Source organism: Actinomadura scrupuli (genome assembly GCF_050971785.1).
Lineage (GTDB): Bacteria > Actinomycetota > Actinomycetes > Streptosporangiales > Streptosporangiaceae > Actinomadura_E > Actinomadura_E scrupuli.
On record NZ_JBPCCU010000001.1, the window covers coordinates 1,635,403 to 1,651,323 of the forward strand.

The following is a 15,921-nucleotide window of genomic DNA, read 5'->3' on the forward strand; positions in this document are numbered from 1 at the left end:
ACCGACCGGCCCCCGGCCTCGGAGCTCACGCCGCCACGCTCGAGCGCACAGGGCCCACCAGAGGACGGAACGCCTCGCCGCAGGCGAGAAGCGGACCGCGCCCGGATTCACCGCCCACGGGCGATTGTCATCGCTTGACTATGACGTAACGTCACACCCCATCCTGGTGCCGTGCGAGTAAAGGAGTTGGCCGAGCTCGCCGGTACCACGGTGCGGACGGTCCGGTATTACCACCAGATCGAACTGCTTCCGGTCCCCGGTGTGCGTGACGGCCGCCGCGACTACGACCTGACGCATGTCGCCCGGCTCATCCGGATCCGCTGGCTGACCCAGGCAGGGGTGCCGTTGTCGCGGATCGTCGGAATGCTGCAGCCCTCCGGCGATCTCGGCCGGGGATCCGCCGGGGCGGATCGCGAATCGGTCCTCACCGACCTGAACGCCACCGTCGTCGCGCTGGAGGAGCAGCTCGAGCAGTTGGAGGCGCAACGCACGCGGGTGCGTCGCCTCATCACGGCCGTCGAGCAACATGATCACCTGTCGCCCCTGCCCGCGGCGATTGCGCGCTTCTACGAGACGATCGAGCAGCGCGCCAGGGACGACGGCGTGCGCCGGGCGATCCGGCGGGAGCGGGACTTCATGGAACTGGCGTTCTACCGCGGTGAGATGCCCCCGGAAGTGGAGGTGCTCTACCAGGGATTCGACGAGGCGCGCATGGCCGAGAGCATTGCGCTGTTCGGTCAGATCGCCGACCGGTACGAGTCGGCCTCTGCGCCGAGCGAGGCGGAGGTCGCGCAGATCGCGGCCGCCGTCGTGGAGCGCTTCAGCCGCCATCTGGGGCCCGAACTGCCGCACCTCGCCCGGTCCGTGGACTTGGACGCCGTCCAGCAGGCCGCTGATCTGTACGTGCGGCTGGCCGGCGAGAAGGACCGGCGGCTCGACCGGGTGATCGCTGCCGCGCTGCTGGCCGCTATCGAGGAGGCACGGGCCGAATGAGCCGGGACATCGTGATCGATGTGCAGGGACTGGACAAACGGTTCGGTGCCTTCGCCGCCGTCAGTGGCCTGGACCTGGAGGTCCGCGAAGGGGAGATTCACGGCTTCCTCGGCCCCAACGGCGCGGGAAAGTCAACGACGATCAGAGTGCTGCTCGGGCTCTACCGGGCCAGCGCGGGCCGGGTCCGCGTCCTGGGTATGGATCCGGCCTCCTCCGCCTCCATGGTGAACCGGCGTGTCTCCTACGTGCCAGGGGAGGTGAGCCTGTGGCCGAACCTCACGGGCCAGGAGGTGCTCGACGCCCTGGCCGGGCTCCGCGGTGCGCGCGATACGGCGGCTGAGCGGCGGCTGGTCGCCGACTTCGCGCTGGACGTGCGCAAGCCGGTGCGAGCCTATTCCAAGGGCAACCGGCAGAAGGTGGTCCTCGTCGCGGCGTTGGCGGCCCCCACGGACCTGCTCGTCCTGGACGAGCCCACCTCGGGGCTCGATCCGCTGATGGAGGAGTTGTTCCAGCGATGTGTGCGCGAGGCCGCGGCCCTGGGGCGCACGATCCTTCTGTCCAGCCACATCCTCGCCGAGGTCGAGGACCTGTGCGAGTCGGTATCGATCATCAAGGACGGACGCCTGGTGGAGGCCGGACGGCTGGCCGACATGCGGCACCTGGCCGCGTCCCAGGTCACCGCCCGGCTTTCGGCCGATCGGGCGGCCGCCGTCCGGGCAGATCTGCGCGCGCTCGGGCTGCCCGTCGGCGACACCACCGCGCCGGCCGGATCGGCTGCGGACCCGCAGGGACTGACCTTGAGCGTGCCCCGCGATCTGGTCCCCGCGGTCCTCGGCCTGCTGGCCTCGGGTGATGCCCGTGACATCACCTGCACGCCGGCGAGGCTGGAGGACCTGTTCCTGCGCCACTACCAGGTGGCGGCGCGATGACCGCCGCGTGGCTGATGTTCCGCCGCCATCGCCTGTGGATCGCAGCGTGGGCGGTGCTGCTGGTCGCGTTGAGCGGCGGCACCGTGTCGGCCTACCAGTCGACGTACAAGACGCCGGAGAAACAGCGGACGGCCGTCGAGTTCCTCCAGCACGACACCGCGACCACGCTGCTGTACGGCAGGCTGCCCGATCCGGGCACGCCGGCCCAGATGTTCGCCTGGGAGATCGGCGCCATCGTCACCCTCCTGGTGGCCGTCATGGCGGTGTTGCTGGCGGTCGCGCTGACGCGTGCCGCGGAGGAAGACGGGACCCTGGAACTCCTGCTGACCTACGGAGCCGACCGCCGGACCCCGATCCGCAGCGCCTGCGCGGTCCTGTTCGCGGTCGCGGGCGTCCTGGCCGTGGGCTGCGCCCTCGCGGTAGGGCCGGCGGCAGGTCGGGTGGATGCCGTCACCTGGCCCGGCGCACTGAACTTCGGCTCGGTCGTGGGAGTGACGTTCCTGGTGACCGGAACGCTGACCGCGGTGTTCGCGCAGATCGTCACCACCGCCAGAGCCGCCCGCCTCCTGGGGCTCGCCGCGATGGGCGTCGCGTTCGCCGTCCGCGTCTTCGCCGACACCCAGGGTGCCGGATGGCTGAACTGGCTGAGCCCGCTCGCGCTGCGGACGACCGCGGGGCCGTTCACCCAGGACCGCTGGTGGGTCCTTGCGGTCGACACCATCGCCGCCGCGGCGCTGGCCTGCCTCGCCGCCCGGCTGTCCGACCGGCGCGAGTACGGCGCCGGCCTGCTGCCCGCCAGGAACACCAGCGACGCACGCCTGAACATCCGCTCCGGTCTCGGCTTGATCGCACGGATCTCCCGCGGGACCGTTCTGGCCTGGACCGTCGCGGTGACCTGTATCGGGACGCTGTTCGCGGCCATGGGGTCCACGGCCGTGCAGCAGAGCCGGCAAGGCGACCTGGAGGGTTTCCTTGGCGCGCAACTGGAATCCGGTGACCCGGCGGCCGCCTACTTCGCCTACTGCGGGACGTTCGTGGGCATGGTCGTCAGCGCGTTCGCAGTGCTGACCGTCCTTCGGGCCGGGCGCGACGAGCACGACGGCCTGACCGACCACGTGCTCGCCACCGGCGTCCGCCGCTGGCAACCGCTGGCCTGGAGCGTGGCCGCGGCGGCTTCCGGCAGCGCCGTCATCCTCCTGGCCACCGGCACGGCCAGTGCCCTCATCGCGCCGATGACCATCACCGGCACGGACATCGCGGTACGCGCCTTCGCCTACTGCGTCGGTCAGTGGCCGGCCGCCACCGCCGCGGCCGGGTGGACCGCGCTCCTGGTCGGGCTGCGGCCCCGCGCGGCGTGGCTGGCCTGGGCGCCACTGGCCGTCAGCGGCGTGTTCGCCCTCCTGGGACGGCTGCTCGGCGTCCCCGGGTCCGTCCAGGACCTCGGGATCTTCCAGCACGTGCCCGATTCCGCCATGCCGAGCCCGGACGTCCGCGGGCTCGCGGTCCTGCTCGCCGTCTCGGCCCTGACGACTCTGGCGGGCATTGCGGCCACCACCCGCCGCGACATCACCGTCGGCTGAGCTTGCCTTCGATCGCGGGCGACAGAGCCCGCGATTCAAGCCTGAGAACGTCAGATTAAGAAAATAAAGGTTCAAGCATTGAATCCTTAAAAAAATCAAGATACAAATGAACAACGACGCGTCGCCGCGAGCAAGGGAGCCGAGGGTGGACTGGCAGGAACTGACGGACCTGACACGGGGGCAGCCGTTCGTGGTCGAGCGGGTCCGCCTCGCCGGCACCGGCGTCGTGGTCGAGGGCCAGTTCGAGCCGCCACAGCTGGCTCAGCTCAGCGTCGACGACCAGGTGTTCGTCGCCGCGTTCGTACGGTCGCACGGTTCGATCAAGGAGATGGAGCGGATCTTCGGGGTGAGCTACCCGACGGTCAAGTCCCGGCTGAACCGGATCGCCGAGCAGCTCGACTTCGTCGACACCGACCCGGCGCCCACCGGTGCCGACGTCGTTGACCGCCTGCGGCGGGGGGAGATCAGCGCCCAGGAGGCGCTGGACGAGCTGGAGAGGTCCCGATGATCCCGCACCTGGTGACGGTACGCCATCGCCGTCCCGACGGCCGCGGCCTGCGGCTGTACGTCCCTGTCCTGCCGGTACTGCTGGTGCTGTCACCGCTGCTGCTGCTCGCCGTACCGGCCGGACTGGTCGCATGCCTCGCCACCCGGGTGAGCCCGGTGGGCGCGCTGCGCGGCACCGGGCAACTGCTGTGGGCGCTGCCCGGCATCCGGATCGAGATCGAGCAGGGCCGGACGGCCGTGCTGGTAAGCGTCAGCTGAGTCAGCGGAGAAGGAGCCACAGTGAACGAGCAGCGCCGCCAGATCCTGGACATGCTGGCCGAGGGCAAGATCACCGCGGATGAGGCCGAGCGGCTGATCGACGCCCTCGAACGAGAACGGCCCGAGTCGCCGCCGGGAGCCGCCTCCCGCCCGAGACCTCGACCGAAGTACCTGCGCGTGGTGGTGAGCTGGACGGACGTCTCCGGCGGTGACGGGCCAGGCCGGGTCAACATCCGGGTCCCGCTGCAGCTGCTGCGCGCCGGGGTCCGGCTCACGAGCCTTGTCCCTCCGCAGGCGCTCACCAAGATCAACGCGGAGCTGGCCAGCTCAGGGGTACCGATCGACCTCACTGAGCTCAAGCCGCAGCACATCGAGGAGCTCATCGAACAGCTCGACGAGGTCGACATCGACGTCGACGACCCCGGCGCCAAGGTGCGGGTGTTCTGCGAGTGAAAACAATGGCCTGGAGCGATGAACCCCCAGGTCATCGCGGATGCGCCGCCAGCAACTCGAATCCCGGACCCGCAGGTTGAGAGTCCGCTCCAGCGCCATCGAGCGCACCGCCGGAGAAGGCACCCAAAAAAGAAGAGAGGGCCATCTGATGACAGCACAGCCAGCCCAGGCGATCCGCGTGCAGGGCCTGGAGAAGTCGTACAAGAAGCTGAAGGTGCTGCGCGGCGTGGACTTCGACGTGGCGCGGGGCAGCATCTTCGCCCTGCTGGGCTCGAACGGGGCCGGCAAGACCACGATCGTGAAGATCCTGTCCACGCTGCTCAAGGCCGACGCGGGGACTGCCGGCGTCAACGGCTTCGATGTCGTCACGCAGGCTGCGGACGTACGGGAGTCCATCAGCCTCACCGGGCAGTTCGCGGCCGTGGACGAAATCCTCACCGGGCGGGAGAATCTCGTGCTGGTCGCCCAGTTGCGGCACCTCAAGGCGCCGGGCACCATCGCGGATGACCTGCTCGATCGCTTCTCGCTGACCGACGCGGCCTCGCGGAAGGTGTCGACGTATTCGGGTGGCATGCGCCGCCGGCTCGACATCGCGATGAGCCTCATCGGGAATCCGCCGGTCATCTTCCTCGACGAGCCGACGACCGGGCTCGATCCCCAGGGGCGCATCGAGGTGTGGCAGGCCGTCAAGGAACTCGCCGGGCGCGGCACGACGGTGCTGCTCACGACGCAGTACCTGGACGAGGCCGAACAACTCGCCGACCGGATCGCGATCCTCCACGGGGGCCGGATCATCGTGAACGGCACCCTCACCGAGCTCAGGCAACTGCTCCCGCCCGCCAAGGTCGAATACGTCGAGAAGCAGCCGACCCTCGAGGACGTCTTCTTCGCCATCGTCGGTGACGCCAACGGCGGCAAGGACGACGCCGGCCAGGACGAGGCCGACAATGACCGCAGCGTCGGCACGACGAGTAAGGAACAATGATGACCAAGCATTTCTTCGGTGACACCGCCGTTCTACTGAAGCGGTCTCTGCGTCACATCATGCGCAGCCCGGACACCATCATCACGACCACGATCATGCCGATCGCCTTCATGCTGCTGTTCGTCTACGTGTTCGGCGGCGCGATCCAATCCGGATCGGGTTCGTATGTGAACTACCTCCTGCCCGGCATTCTGCTCATCACGATTGCCTCGGGCATCTCCTACACCGCATTCCGGCTCTTCCTGGATATGAAGAGCGGAATCTTCGAGCGATTCCAGTCCCTGCCGATCGCACGGTCGTCCGTGCTGTGGGCCCACGTGCTGACCTCGCTGGTCGCCAATCTGATCTCGCTCGTGGTCGTCGTGCTCGTCGCCCTCCTCATGGGCTTCCGCTCGGGGGCGGGAGTGCCGGCATGGCTCGCGGTCGCGGGCATCCTGGGCCTGTTCACCCTGACGTTGACCTGGCTCGCCGTCATCCCCGGTCTCTCCGCGCAGTCCGCGGACGGCGCGAGCGCGTTCTCCTACCCGCTCATCTTCCTGCCGTTCGTGAGCTCGGCATTCGTGCCCACCCACACCATGCCCGGCCCGGTGCGCGCCTTCGCCGACCACCAGCCGGTGACGTCCATCGTCAACACGATCCGGGACCTGTTCGCACAGCAGCCGGTCGGCAACGGCATCTGGACCGCCCTCGCCTGGTGTCTCGGCATCCTCATCGTCGCGTACGCCCTCGCCACGGCCACCTACCACCGCAAAATCACCTGACAGGGCCGACATCCCGCCCGCAGAGCAAAGCGCTTCTCGGCGCGTTCTCTTTTCTCCAGCCGGCTGGGATATCTGGCGTCAAAATAGCGGCAACGCCGCCAATGAACAGAGATCACCGCGGCGCGAATCGAACACGCGGGTACTTCCCGGACGTGACCGCCCTGCCCCCTGCCAAAAAACCCAAGCGCTAAGCCTCGGTTTTGGGCTGGCGGGGCAGGGGTACGCCTCCTGGGGTAGTCGGGTGTAGCACACGACACCGGCACTGAAATGCGTGAAGGAATCCTTCGCACGCCTACGACAATTGGCTCAACAAGCGTGAAGGAGCTTCACCATGCGAATCGCCGTAGCCGGTGCGACCGGCAATATCGGTGGCCGCACTGCCTCGTTCCTTGAGCGGGAGGGGCACGCGGTGGTACGTATCAGCCGCTCTCTCGGCATTGATCTGATTACGGGCCAGGGTTTGGACGCGGCGCTCGAAGGGGTTGACGCGGTGGTCGACGCCACCAGCTCGCCGCCGATCGGCCCCGACGAGACGCGCGAGTATTTCGGCACCACCACGACAAATCTTCTCGCTGCGGAAGAGCGCGCGGGCGTGCGTCATCACGTACTGCTGTCGATCGTCGGAATCCACCGGATGAAAGGCGGTACCGCCCACTACTCGGGTAAGCGCGAGCAAGAGCGCCTGATCGAGGAGGGCCGGGTGCCCTGGACGATTGTGCCGGCCACGCAATTCCACGACTTCGCGGCGTTGGCCACCAGTTGGACCGAACGCGACGGCGTCGCCACCATCGCCCCGCTACTGGTGCAGCCGATCGCACCCGACGACGTGGCTCATGTCCTGGCCGAGGTCGCCACTGGGGAGCCGCAGGGCCGCTACGTCGATGTCGCCGGTCCCGAGACGCAAGACCTGGTCGACATGGCCCGCCGCACCAACGACGTTCTCGGGCGCGAGGTGAAGCTCGTTCCCACGTGGTCGGGTCCCCACGATGAGTCGATGGCCGGCAATGTCTTGCTGCCCGGCGAGAACGCCCGCATCGCCCCGACGACCTTCGACCAGTGGCTGGCGACCGGCGCGCGATAGGAGAGACGACGATGTCGAAACAGGACGTCGATGACAAGTTGCGGGACGCGATGACCGTGCTTCAGAGCGTCACCCCGGCCTTTCTGCCGACGGAGGGGGAGGTGATGACCCTGGCGATCGAGTGGCCGCCCGGTGATCCCGGGCTCCCGCCGCACCGCCACCCCGGCGGGCCCTGTTTCGGCTACGTGCTGGAGGGCGAAATGGTCTTCGAGCTGGAAGGTGAACCGCCGCGAGTGATCAAGGCCGGGGAGGCGTTCTGGGAACCCGGGGGGGACGTGATCCACTATCAGGACGCCAACCACCGCACCGACGTCCCGCTGCGCTTCCTCGTGACCATGATCATGTCTGCCGGGCAGCCGATGCTCGTCTTGGTGGACGACCTCGAACTGGAGCAGAGCGGTTGGTCGAGACGGTCACCCGGCTCATCGACCTGAACACCCGTACACGGGCTCAGACCCCGGAACGGCCGTCCAGGGCCCCGAGGCGGCTCACCAGGAGGTCCACGAACCTGGGGTGGTCGAAATCGAGGGCCACGTGGGTGTTGGGGGCATGGCCGGTGACGCCGTGGACGTCCACCACGGTGGTGCCACGGGTCGGGCCCTGGCCGTACTCCACCTCCACGTACAGATGGCCGGTGTGCACGATGCCGGGCGTGATCACCTCGGCCACCGCCAGCGCATCGTGCTGATGGGTGTCCGTCGTGCCGTAGCGCTCCTGGTGGAAGCGGCTGTAGAAGTCCACCGCCTCCGCGGCGAACCGTGCGACGCGGCCGCCGGTCCGCAGCACGTCCACGTCCTGCGGGGTCACCACCGAGCGGTCCGTCACGTCCAGGCCGACCATGGTCAGCGGGAGACCGGCGGCGAAGACTCGATGCGCGGCCTCCGGGTCGGACCAGACGTTGAACTCGCTGGTGGGTGTCATGTTGCCGCCGCGGGCCGCGCCGCCCATCACCACGAGCCTGCCGATCCGGGCGGCGGCGGCCGGGTGGGTGGCGACGAGCAGTGCGATGTTGGTCAGCGGGCCGATCGCGATGATGGTCACCGGCTCCGCGGAGGCCAGCAGGCGTCCGGCGATGAAGTCGACGGCATGTGCGTCCAACGGGCGGCTGCTGGGTGGCGGCAGCGGGAGGCCGCCCAGTCCGTCGGCGCCGTGGACGTACTCTGCGGTCCTGGGGGCCGCACGGATCAGCCCGCGCGCGGCACCCGCGGCCACCGGGACGTCGGTACGGCCCGCCAGTTCCAGAATCCGCAGCGCGTTGGCGGTGGTGTTGGCCAGGCTGGTGTTGCCGGCGACGCTGGTGACACCGATCAGGTCGACCTCGGGGCTGCCCAGGGCGAGGAGCAGCGCCAGGGCATCGTCCAGGCCGGGATCGGTGTCGATGATGACGGGCGTTGGGGGGCTGGTCACGTGACTCTCCAGTCGTCTACTTGGGCGGCCGTCGGCATGGCGGTCTGTGCGCCTTCGCGGGTGACCGTCAGGGCCGCGGCCACACATGCCCGTTGCAGGGCGTCGCCGGGCCGCCTGCCCTCGACCAGGCCGACCACGAATGCGGCGACGAAGGTGTCGCCGGCGCCCACGGTGTTCACGGCTGTGACGGCGGGCGCCGCCGCGCGCGCCAGTTGTTCGCCGTCCTTCAGCAGCACGGCACCGGCCGCTCCCAGGGTGAGGGCGATCATGGCGCTGGTCGGTGGCAGGGCGGCGTGTTCGGTCTCGTTGACGACGATGACGTCGGCGCGGGCGAGCGCTTCGGGTGGAACGGGTAGGGCAGGGGCGGCGTTGAGGCAGAACAGACCGCGCGTGGCCTGTGCCGCCTGGGCGACGGCGCCGCCGGGAATCTCCAACTGGCAGATCACCGCGTCGGCGTCGCCGATGTCGAGGTCGTCCAGGTCCAGCAGGGCGTTCGCGCCAGGGTGGACCGCGATCTGGTTCTCGCCGGTGTCGTCCACCAGGATCATCGCGATGCCGGTGGGAGAGTCGGCCTGGCCGACCAGGGTCAGGTCCACCCCGGCCGCACGCAGGTTGCCGAGCGCCACCTCGGCGTAGGCGTCCGCGCCGGTCCGGCCGACCATGCGGACCTCGGCCCCGAGCCGGGCGGCTGCCAGGGCCTGGTTGGCCCCTTTGCCGCCCGGACTCTGGGTGAGATTCCGGCCCGTGATCGTCTCCCCGGGGTGCGGGAGGTGGTCACAGCGCAGGGTCAGATCGACGTTCAGGCTGCCTACGACAGCGATGCCGGGCCGGCGGCTCACTTGCCCACGTACTGGTTGGTGTAGTACTCCGAGGGCGGCAGTACCTTGTCGAGCTGGCCGGCGTCCTTCAGCGCCTGGCCGAGCTGGGTCCACTGCGCGTCCGTGGCGGTGAACAGGCCGCTGGGACCCTTCAGCAGCGGGATCGTGGCCTTCCACTGCGCCAGGTCCGTGGCATATTCGGTGGTCTTGAGCTTGTGGAAGGTCTCGTAGGCCTTGACGGCGGCCTCAGGGTTCGCCATCGCCCACTCGGTGGCCTTCGCGGTGGCGGTCAGCCACTTGCGGGCGAGCTCGGGGTTCTTCTGCAGCCACCGCTTGTTGCCGGCGTAGTTCGCGATGGGGACGTCGGGGGCCCCGGCGGCGGTGGCGAGCAGCGTCGCCGGCTGCTTGCCGGTCGCCTTGAAGTATGCGGGCGGCGCGAAGTTGGTGGTGTTGGTGGCGACGTCGATCTTGTTCGCGAGGAGCAGCGGGACGTCGCTGTCGGTAGCGGTGACCTGCTGGATGTCCTTGGCGGTCAGACCGGCCTTCTTGAGCACCACGCTCAGCATCGCCTTGGTCCACGCGTCGTCGAAGACGCCGACCCTCATGCCCTTGAGCGAGGCACTGGTGATCTTCTTGCCGGTGGCGGTGAAGAAGCCCCAGTTGTTGCTCTGCGTCATGTTCGCGATGGAGACGATCGGCAGTCCCTCCTTGGCCGCGAACATCTGGTCGGTCAGCGTGGTCTCGGCGATGTCAGCCTGGCCGCTGGCGACGAGCTTGACCGCCGAGGAGTTGTCGGGCGGCGGCACCAGCGAGACCTGAAGACCTTCCGCCTTGTAGAAGCCGTTGCTGATGCCGACGGTGAGGGGAACCCAGGTGATGTCCGGGGCGATCCAGCCGGGGGCCACGTTCACCTTGGTGAGGCCGCCGGCGGTCTGGGCACCCGAGTCGGAACCGCCGCAGGCCGCCACCAGCGAGAGCGGTAGGAGAGCACTTGCGACGAACCACTTGGAGATCTTCATAGGTCAGCCTTTCGTTTCTGCGGGTGCGGTACGGCGGAACTCTGCGGGTGTGGTGCGGCGGAACCAGCGGCGGGCCGTTCCCCGGGTTCGCCAGGGAGTGAAGACGCGTTCGAGGATCGTCATCAGTAGGAAGCCGCCGAGGCCGATCGTGGTGAGCAGCAGGACGTCGGCGTAGACACCGGCGGTGTCCAGCCGGGAGTTCTTCAGCAGCAGGTCCTTACCGAGGCCAGGCGTGATGGAGGCGGTCCACTCGCCGATCACCGCGCCGGTGACGGCGTACGCGGCACCCAGCTTCAGCGCGGAGAACAGCGGGGTGAGGGTGGCCGGGAGGCGTACCAGCAGGAAGATCTTGGCCGGTCCCGCGCCCATGGAGCGGGCGAGGTTGACCATGCCGTGGTCGATGCTGTTCAACCCGTCCAGCACGTTGACGACCACCGGGAAGAAGACGATCAGGCCGACGATCACTAGTTTGGGGGCCAGGCCGTAGCCGAGGATGATCACCAGGGGTGCCGCGATGGCCACGATGGGGACGGCCTGGGTGGCGATCAGGATCGGGTACAGAACCCGGTGCACGATCGTCACGTGCGCCATCGCGACGGCGAGCAGGAAGCCCGTCCCGGTACCGGTGACGAAGCCGACCACAGACTCGTACAGGGTCTGCCCGGCCAGCGAATGGACGTTGGCCCAGTCATCCCTCAGGGCCTGCCAGGTCTGTTGCGGGCTGGGAAGTACGTAGGACTGGACGTGGAGGATGCTCACCGCGAACTGCCAGACCGCCAGCACGAGCAGGACGGCGAGCAGCGGCGTCGCCGACCGGAGGGCTCTCATTCGGCCTCCTTGTGGTACAGGCCGGACAGCACCTGGCTCTTGAGCTTCATGAACTCCGGGGTCATCAGGGTGTCCACGGTCCGCGGTCTGGGCACGGCGACCTCGTGTACGGCCTGGATGCGACCCGGCCGCGCCGACATGACGACCACGCGGTCGGCCAGGAAGACCGCCTCGTCCACGTCGTGTGTGATGAACAGGACCGTGCGTCCCGAGTCGGCCCAGACCTCCAGGAGCCACTGCTGCATCTCCAGGCGGGTCTGCGCGTCCAGGGCGCCGAACGGCTCGTCCAGCAGCAGAACGTCCTTGTGGAAGGCGAGCGTGCGCATCAACGCCACGCGCTGCCGCATGCCGCCGGAGAGGGCGTGCGGGTAGTGGTCGACGAAGTCGCCCAGGCCGTACCTGGCGGCCAGTTCCCGCGCGGCCGCCCGGTCCGCCTTGGTGGCACGGCCGGTCAGCGCGGCGCCCAGCACGATGTTGCCGGTGACCGTGCGCCAGGGGATCAGCAGGTCCTTCTGGAACATGTAGCCGACATGGCCGGGCTTGCCGGCGATGTCCGCACCGTCCATCATCACGTGGCCGGAGGCCGGCTGCTGCAGACCCGCGATCACGTTCATCAGGGTGGTCTTGCCGCAGCCGGACGGGCCGACGAAGGTGACGAACTCCCCGTTCTTGACCTCGAGATCGATCTTGGCCAGGGCAAGTGTCTCGCCGAACCTGGCCTCGACGCTGTTGATGGTGAGCTTGGTGTCCGTCATGACGGCGTCCCGAGGGCGCCGCGGGCCACCGGTTCGGTGGGCAGGAGGTCCATCCTTATCTCCGTTGATCGAGAGATTCGTTGACAGGGGCCATGCGGGCCGGCGGTCCGTCAGCCGCTCCGCGCGAGGCGCACCGTGCGCGCGGCCAGATCGGAGATGGCGGAGTCGTCGAACCCGAACAGCGCCGAGCGGGTTCGGTCGTGCAAGGGCTCCATGAGGTGAGGGGGGAGCGCTCCGGTGCCGGTGAGGATGCCGGCGACCGAGCCGACGGTCGCACCGTTGGAGTCGGTGTCCCAGCCGCTCATGACGACCTTGCCGACAGCGGTCGTGTAGTCGTCGTCGGACCACAGCAGGGCGGCCGTGACGGCGGCGGCGTTGTTGATGGTGTGGATCCACGAGTACTGGCCGTACGCGGACCGGATCTCGGACAGCGCGGTCTCCCAGGTCACGCCTTCGGAACGGAGGCGAACGACGTGGCTGAGGGCCTCGTGCAGCCGCGACCGAGGCGGCACGACGGTCAGCGAGGCGTCGACGGCCTCCGCGGCGTCGGACGCGGTGAAGGCGCTCGCCACCAGGGCGGCGGCCCACATCTCCCCGTAGATGCCGTTGCCGGTATGGGAGAGCGTGGCGTCCTGGTAGGCGAGTGCGGCGGCGGCCCACGGGTTGCCCGGGTTCACATAGCCGAAGACGTCGCCGCGGATCTGCGCGCCGATCCACTCGCGGTAGGGATTCCGGAAACGGGCGACCCGCGGAACCTGCAGCCCGTTGACGAGGTTGATGTAGGCCGCCCGCTCTGCCGTGTAAATCTGAAGCAGGGGGAACAGCGTCGTCCATGCCTCGCCGACATGCTCAGGGCGCAGTGCGGGACCATGTGTCTCGAGCAGATGAAGTGCGAGGATCGCATAGTCGATGTCGTCGTCACGCGCAGATCCGTTGACGCGCCCGCGGGTGGTCTCAGGCCAGTTCTCCTCGAATTCGAAGCCCTTCGGCATGGGTTCGAGGACGGGGAAGTAGTCCGTGAGCGGGTACGCGTCCGCGAGCGTCAGGTAGTCCCGAATGCGCTCGACGGTCCAATGGTCCCCTTGCTCGACCGGCTTGCCGAGGTTGCAGCCGGCGATGCGTCCCAGCCACGCCGCGTGCACCTTGTCGGAGTAGCCGTTCATGTCCACTGTGACAGCAGGCGAGGAGGCCACGGCGGCGCGGATGTCCTCGAGTGACTCGGGCTCCTCGTACTCCCAGCCGGGCGGGCGCGTACTGTCGCCCATTGCGTCGACCAGGGCGAGCACCGCGGCGTGGTCCTCCGGATCGGTGGCGTTCGCGGCGCGCACCACGTTGTCGACGTCGTACCCGCTCTCGCGACGCTGGGCGACCTCGTCCGCGAGAAGGTCCCTGGGCAAGAGCGGATCGTAGGTGCTGTTCCGATACGCCTCGTCGAGCTCGATGGCGGAGCGGACATGGGTCTGAGTCATGAGCTTCGGATCTTTCCCGTCTGTTACTTGAAAGCCAGGGCCATTGACAAATCGATTTGCACACAAATCGATTTGCGTGGGTGTCGACAGTGGCCTACGCCAAGGTTCGCTCCTTGAACAGGGTCAGGCTGACTGCCTGACGACCAGGTGAGTGGGGAGAATGATTCGCTTGTACGGGACATCCGGGCCGTTCTCGACGCGCCACAGGATGGTGCGTGCAGAGGCGTCACCAACCGCCGAAGCGGGGTTGACGATGGTCGTCAGCCGGGGCGTGACGAGATCCGCCGTCTCGATGTCATCGAATCCGACGATGGCGACATCTTCGGGAACCCTCAGGCCGGCCATGCGTGCGGCCTCCATGGCACCGATCGCCATCAGATCGTTGCCGCAGAGTACTGCGCGAGGACGATCGGCGCGGCTCAGCAGGCGTGCTGCCGCTGCGGCTCCGCCGTCGCGCGTGAACGGTCCATACTCGATCCACCGCTCCGGTACCTCCAGCCCCGCCGCGGCGACGACCGCTCGGAACACGGCCAATCGAAGCGGTCCGGTGACCGCGCCCGGCGGCCCGACGATGAACCCGAGCTCGCGCATGTTCTTTTGCACAAGGTAACCGACGGCCTCAGTGAGACCACGGGCGTCGTCGGTTACCACGCAGTCGGCGGCCACGTCACCGTCGGCTTCAGTGATGACGAGCGGCATTACCGAGCCCACGATGTCCCGCACCTGCGCGACGGAGAGCGCCATGGGCTGCATGACCACGCCGTCCACACCGCGCGCCACCATTTCTTCGAGAAGTCTCCGCTCCGTCTCGGCGTCGCCGCCGGTGTTACCAATGAAGGAGACGTAGCCTTCGGTCGCCAATACGTCGTGAACGGCGCGAGCAACGGCGGGATAGTAGGGGTTTGCAATGTCGACGAGCAGGAGAGCCACCGACTGGGTCCTCTGGCTGCGGAGGCTCTTCGCCACCATGTTCGGGCGGTAGCCCTGCTGCTCGATGGCTTCCAGGATCCGCTTGCGCGTGTCCGCGGACACGGCCCGCTTGCCGCTCATGGCATGGGAGACCGTGGTCGCACTGACACCGGCAGCGGCGGCCACGCTCGCGATGCTGGGACGGTCAGGCTTGCGCGGCACTGCGTCACCTTCCTCGCCCAGGGCATGCAAATCGTTTTGCAAGAGATTGGCCTGTACCATAGCGGGACGTGGGACTGCTGTGTCAACCCATGTCCGCCAGATGAATCTGCGAGGCGGTCGGCCTTCCCCCGCCCGCTGGAGCACTTCGGTCTCGCCCCCTATGGCGTCACGCCGAAGGCTCCCCCCGGGCCGTGGCGCAAAAGATCTTCGACGCACGTGCACCACGGGTGGGCTATCCGAGCGGTGTTCGGCCGCCGAGGCGTTCAGGCCCGGGACGTCGGTGCGGCGAGCTCGGCCAGGTGGCGCAGCGAGTTGGTGAGATGCTCAGGGCCGAACGGCGGGAACTGGAGGTACTCCCGGATGTACTGCGGCACCGCGGACCAGTCGTAGGTGAGCGTGACCTCAGTCTCGGACGGACCGAGCGGAGCGAGGTCGTAACGCCAGATCCAGCCGCCGAACTCCAGCTGACCGTCGCCCTTGTCCTGCCCCGTCAGCCAGCCAATGGCGCGCGGCGGGTCGAGCACCTGGACCTTGTTGACCACCTGGTAGTCACCGTTGGGATGGTCGGCGTGATACATGTCCATCCGGAAAATCTGCCCCACCTCGGTCAGCGGCGCCCGGTCGACAGTTTCCTGAACCCAGCCGGTGCCGTCGATCGCAGAATGGGTCGTCGGTTCCGCCAGCAGCGCGAACACCCTCGCGGCGGGCACGGCGACAGTCAAGGTGGCGCTCACGTTTTCCGGGCCCACGGTGTGCACGCTCCCCGCCATCTCGTGCGGTGCGCTGCCGTTCGGGTCACCCGCCGCGGCGACGGCCGTGGTCGCCGCGGCGGTCAGGCCACGGGTGATCAGTGGCTTGACGGGAGCGGTGGTGGTGTTAGCGGGGGTGGTGAGGGACATCGTGGACCTCCGGCGAGTGGCGACCGGCCCGTTGCCGGCCTCTCACCT

The 15,921-nt window shown here is 68.4% G+C and carries 18 protein-coding genes; 10 read left to right on the forward strand and 8 right to left on the reverse strand.

The genetic code is table 11. From position 1 onward, the window contains the following. Nucleotides 1–186: 186 nt before the first annotated feature. The 10 genes from ACRYCC_RS07380 to ACRYCC_RS07425 all read left to right on the forward strand — a co-directional run bounded on the left by ACRYCC_RS07380 (nt 187) and on the right by ACRYCC_RS07425 (nt 7,981). Nucleotides 187–993: a MerR family transcriptional regulator gene (locus ACRYCC_RS07380; protein ID WP_433809824.1), complete on the forward strand. Its 807-nt coding sequence runs from the start codon at nt 187–189 to the stop codon at nt 991–993. Beyond that, nucleotides 990–1,922, forward strand: coding sequence for an ABC transporter ATP-binding protein (locus ACRYCC_RS07385; RefSeq protein WP_433809825.1), 933 nt, complete (start codon nt 990–992; stop codon nt 1,920–1,922). The genes ACRYCC_RS07380 and ACRYCC_RS07385 overlap by 4 nt, the downstream gene beginning before the upstream one ends. Next, on the forward strand, nt 1,919–3,502 hold the full coding sequence (locus tag ACRYCC_RS07390) for an efflux permease Rv1217c-related protein (protein WP_433809826.1): 1,584 nt from the start codon (nt 1,919–1,921) through the stop codon (nt 3,500–3,502). Before ACRYCC_RS07385 ends, ACRYCC_RS07390 begins: the two co-directional genes overlap by 4 nt. Nucleotides 3,503–3,647: 145 nt before the next feature. Next, the gene (locus tag ACRYCC_RS07395; protein WP_433809827.1) at nt 3,648–4,010 is read left to right on the forward strand and encodes a DUF2089 domain-containing protein; all 363 of its coding nucleotides are present in this window, start codon (nt 3,648–3,650) and stop codon (nt 4,008–4,010) included. After that, nucleotides 4,007–4,267, forward strand: coding sequence for a hypothetical protein (locus tag ACRYCC_RS07400; RefSeq protein WP_433809828.1), 261 nt, complete (start codon nt 4,007–4,009; stop codon nt 4,265–4,267). The genes ACRYCC_RS07395 and ACRYCC_RS07400 overlap by 4 nt, the downstream gene beginning before the upstream one ends. 21 nt (nt 4,268–4,288) lie before the next feature. Next, on the forward strand, nt 4,289–4,720 hold the full coding sequence (locus tag ACRYCC_RS07405; RefSeq protein ID WP_433809829.1) for an SHOCT-like domain-containing protein: 432 nt from the start codon (nt 4,289–4,291) through the stop codon (nt 4,718–4,720). 148 nt (nt 4,721–4,868) lie between these two features. Continuing rightward, nucleotides 4,869–5,705 (forward strand): ABC transporter ATP-binding protein, encoded by an 837-nt coding sequence (locus ACRYCC_RS07410; RefSeq protein WP_433809830.1) that lies wholly within the window; start codon nt 4,869–4,871, stop codon nt 5,703–5,705. Continuing rightward, nucleotides 5,702–6,466: an ABC transporter permease gene (locus tag ACRYCC_RS07415; protein WP_433809831.1), complete on the forward strand. Its 765-nt coding sequence runs from the start codon at nt 5,702–5,704 to the stop codon at nt 6,464–6,466. Before ACRYCC_RS07410 ends, ACRYCC_RS07415 begins: the two co-directional genes overlap by 4 nt. 331 nt (nt 6,467–6,797) lie before the next feature. Then, nucleotides 6,798–7,547, forward strand: a complete 750-nt coding sequence (locus tag ACRYCC_RS07420) for an SDR family oxidoreductase (protein ID WP_433809832.1) — start codon at nt 6,798–6,800, stop codon at nt 7,545–7,547. A gap of 11 nt (nt 7,548–7,558) precedes the next feature. Further along, nucleotides 7,559–7,981, forward strand: a complete 423-nt coding sequence (locus ACRYCC_RS07425) for a cupin domain-containing protein (RefSeq protein ID WP_433809833.1) — start codon at nt 7,559–7,561, stop codon at nt 7,979–7,981. 16 nt (nt 7,982–7,997) lie between these two features. Here ACRYCC_RS07425 and ACRYCC_RS07430 read toward each other — a convergent pair whose 3' ends face one another. The 8 genes from ACRYCC_RS07430 to ACRYCC_RS07465 form a co-directional block, all read right to left on the reverse strand. Next, nucleotides 7,998–8,954 carry a nucleoside hydrolase gene (locus ACRYCC_RS07430; RefSeq protein ID WP_433809834.1) on the reverse strand — a complete coding sequence of 319 codons (957 nt, stop codon included), beginning with the start codon at nt 8,952–8,954 and terminating at the stop codon, nt 7,998–8,000. Beyond that, a complete protein-coding gene (locus ACRYCC_RS07435) occupies nt 8,951–9,793 on the reverse strand; it encodes a ribokinase (protein WP_433809835.1) in 843 nt (280 codons plus the stop codon). The genes ACRYCC_RS07430 and ACRYCC_RS07435 overlap by 4 nt, the downstream gene beginning before the upstream one ends. Continuing rightward, nucleotides 9,790–10,791, reverse strand: coding sequence for an ABC transporter substrate-binding protein (locus ACRYCC_RS07440; protein ID WP_433809836.1), 1,002 nt, complete (start codon nt 10,789–10,791; stop codon nt 9,790–9,792). The genes ACRYCC_RS07435 and ACRYCC_RS07440 overlap by 4 nt, the downstream gene beginning before the upstream one ends. A 3-nt stretch (nt 10,792–10,794) precedes the next feature. After that, a complete protein-coding gene (locus ACRYCC_RS07445; protein ID WP_433809837.1) occupies nt 10,795–11,619 on the reverse strand; it encodes an ABC transporter permease in 825 nt (274 codons plus the stop codon). Then, complete coding sequence (locus ACRYCC_RS07450; protein WP_433809838.1) at nt 11,616–12,374, reverse strand: ABC transporter ATP-binding protein; 759 nt, start codon at nt 12,372–12,374, stop codon at nt 11,616–11,618. The genes ACRYCC_RS07445 and ACRYCC_RS07450 overlap by 4 nt, the downstream gene beginning before the upstream one ends. A 110-nt stretch (nt 12,375–12,484) precedes the next feature. Further along, complete coding sequence (locus tag ACRYCC_RS07455; RefSeq protein ID WP_433809839.1) at nt 12,485–13,843, reverse strand: ADP-ribosylglycohydrolase family protein; 1,359 nt, start codon at nt 13,841–13,843, stop codon at nt 12,485–12,487. Between the two features lie 123 nt (nt 13,844–13,966). Beyond that, nucleotides 13,967–15,034 carry a LacI family DNA-binding transcriptional regulator gene (locus tag ACRYCC_RS07460; protein WP_433809840.1) on the reverse strand — a complete coding sequence of 356 codons (1,068 nt, stop codon included), beginning with the start codon at nt 15,032–15,034 and terminating at the stop codon, nt 13,967–13,969. A 203-nt stretch (nt 15,035–15,237) separates the two neighbouring features. Beyond that, complete coding sequence (locus tag ACRYCC_RS07465) at nt 15,238–15,873, reverse strand: SRPBCC family protein (protein WP_433809841.1); 636 nt, start codon at nt 15,871–15,873, stop codon at nt 15,238–15,240. Nucleotides 15,874–15,921 lie beyond the last annotated feature (48 nt).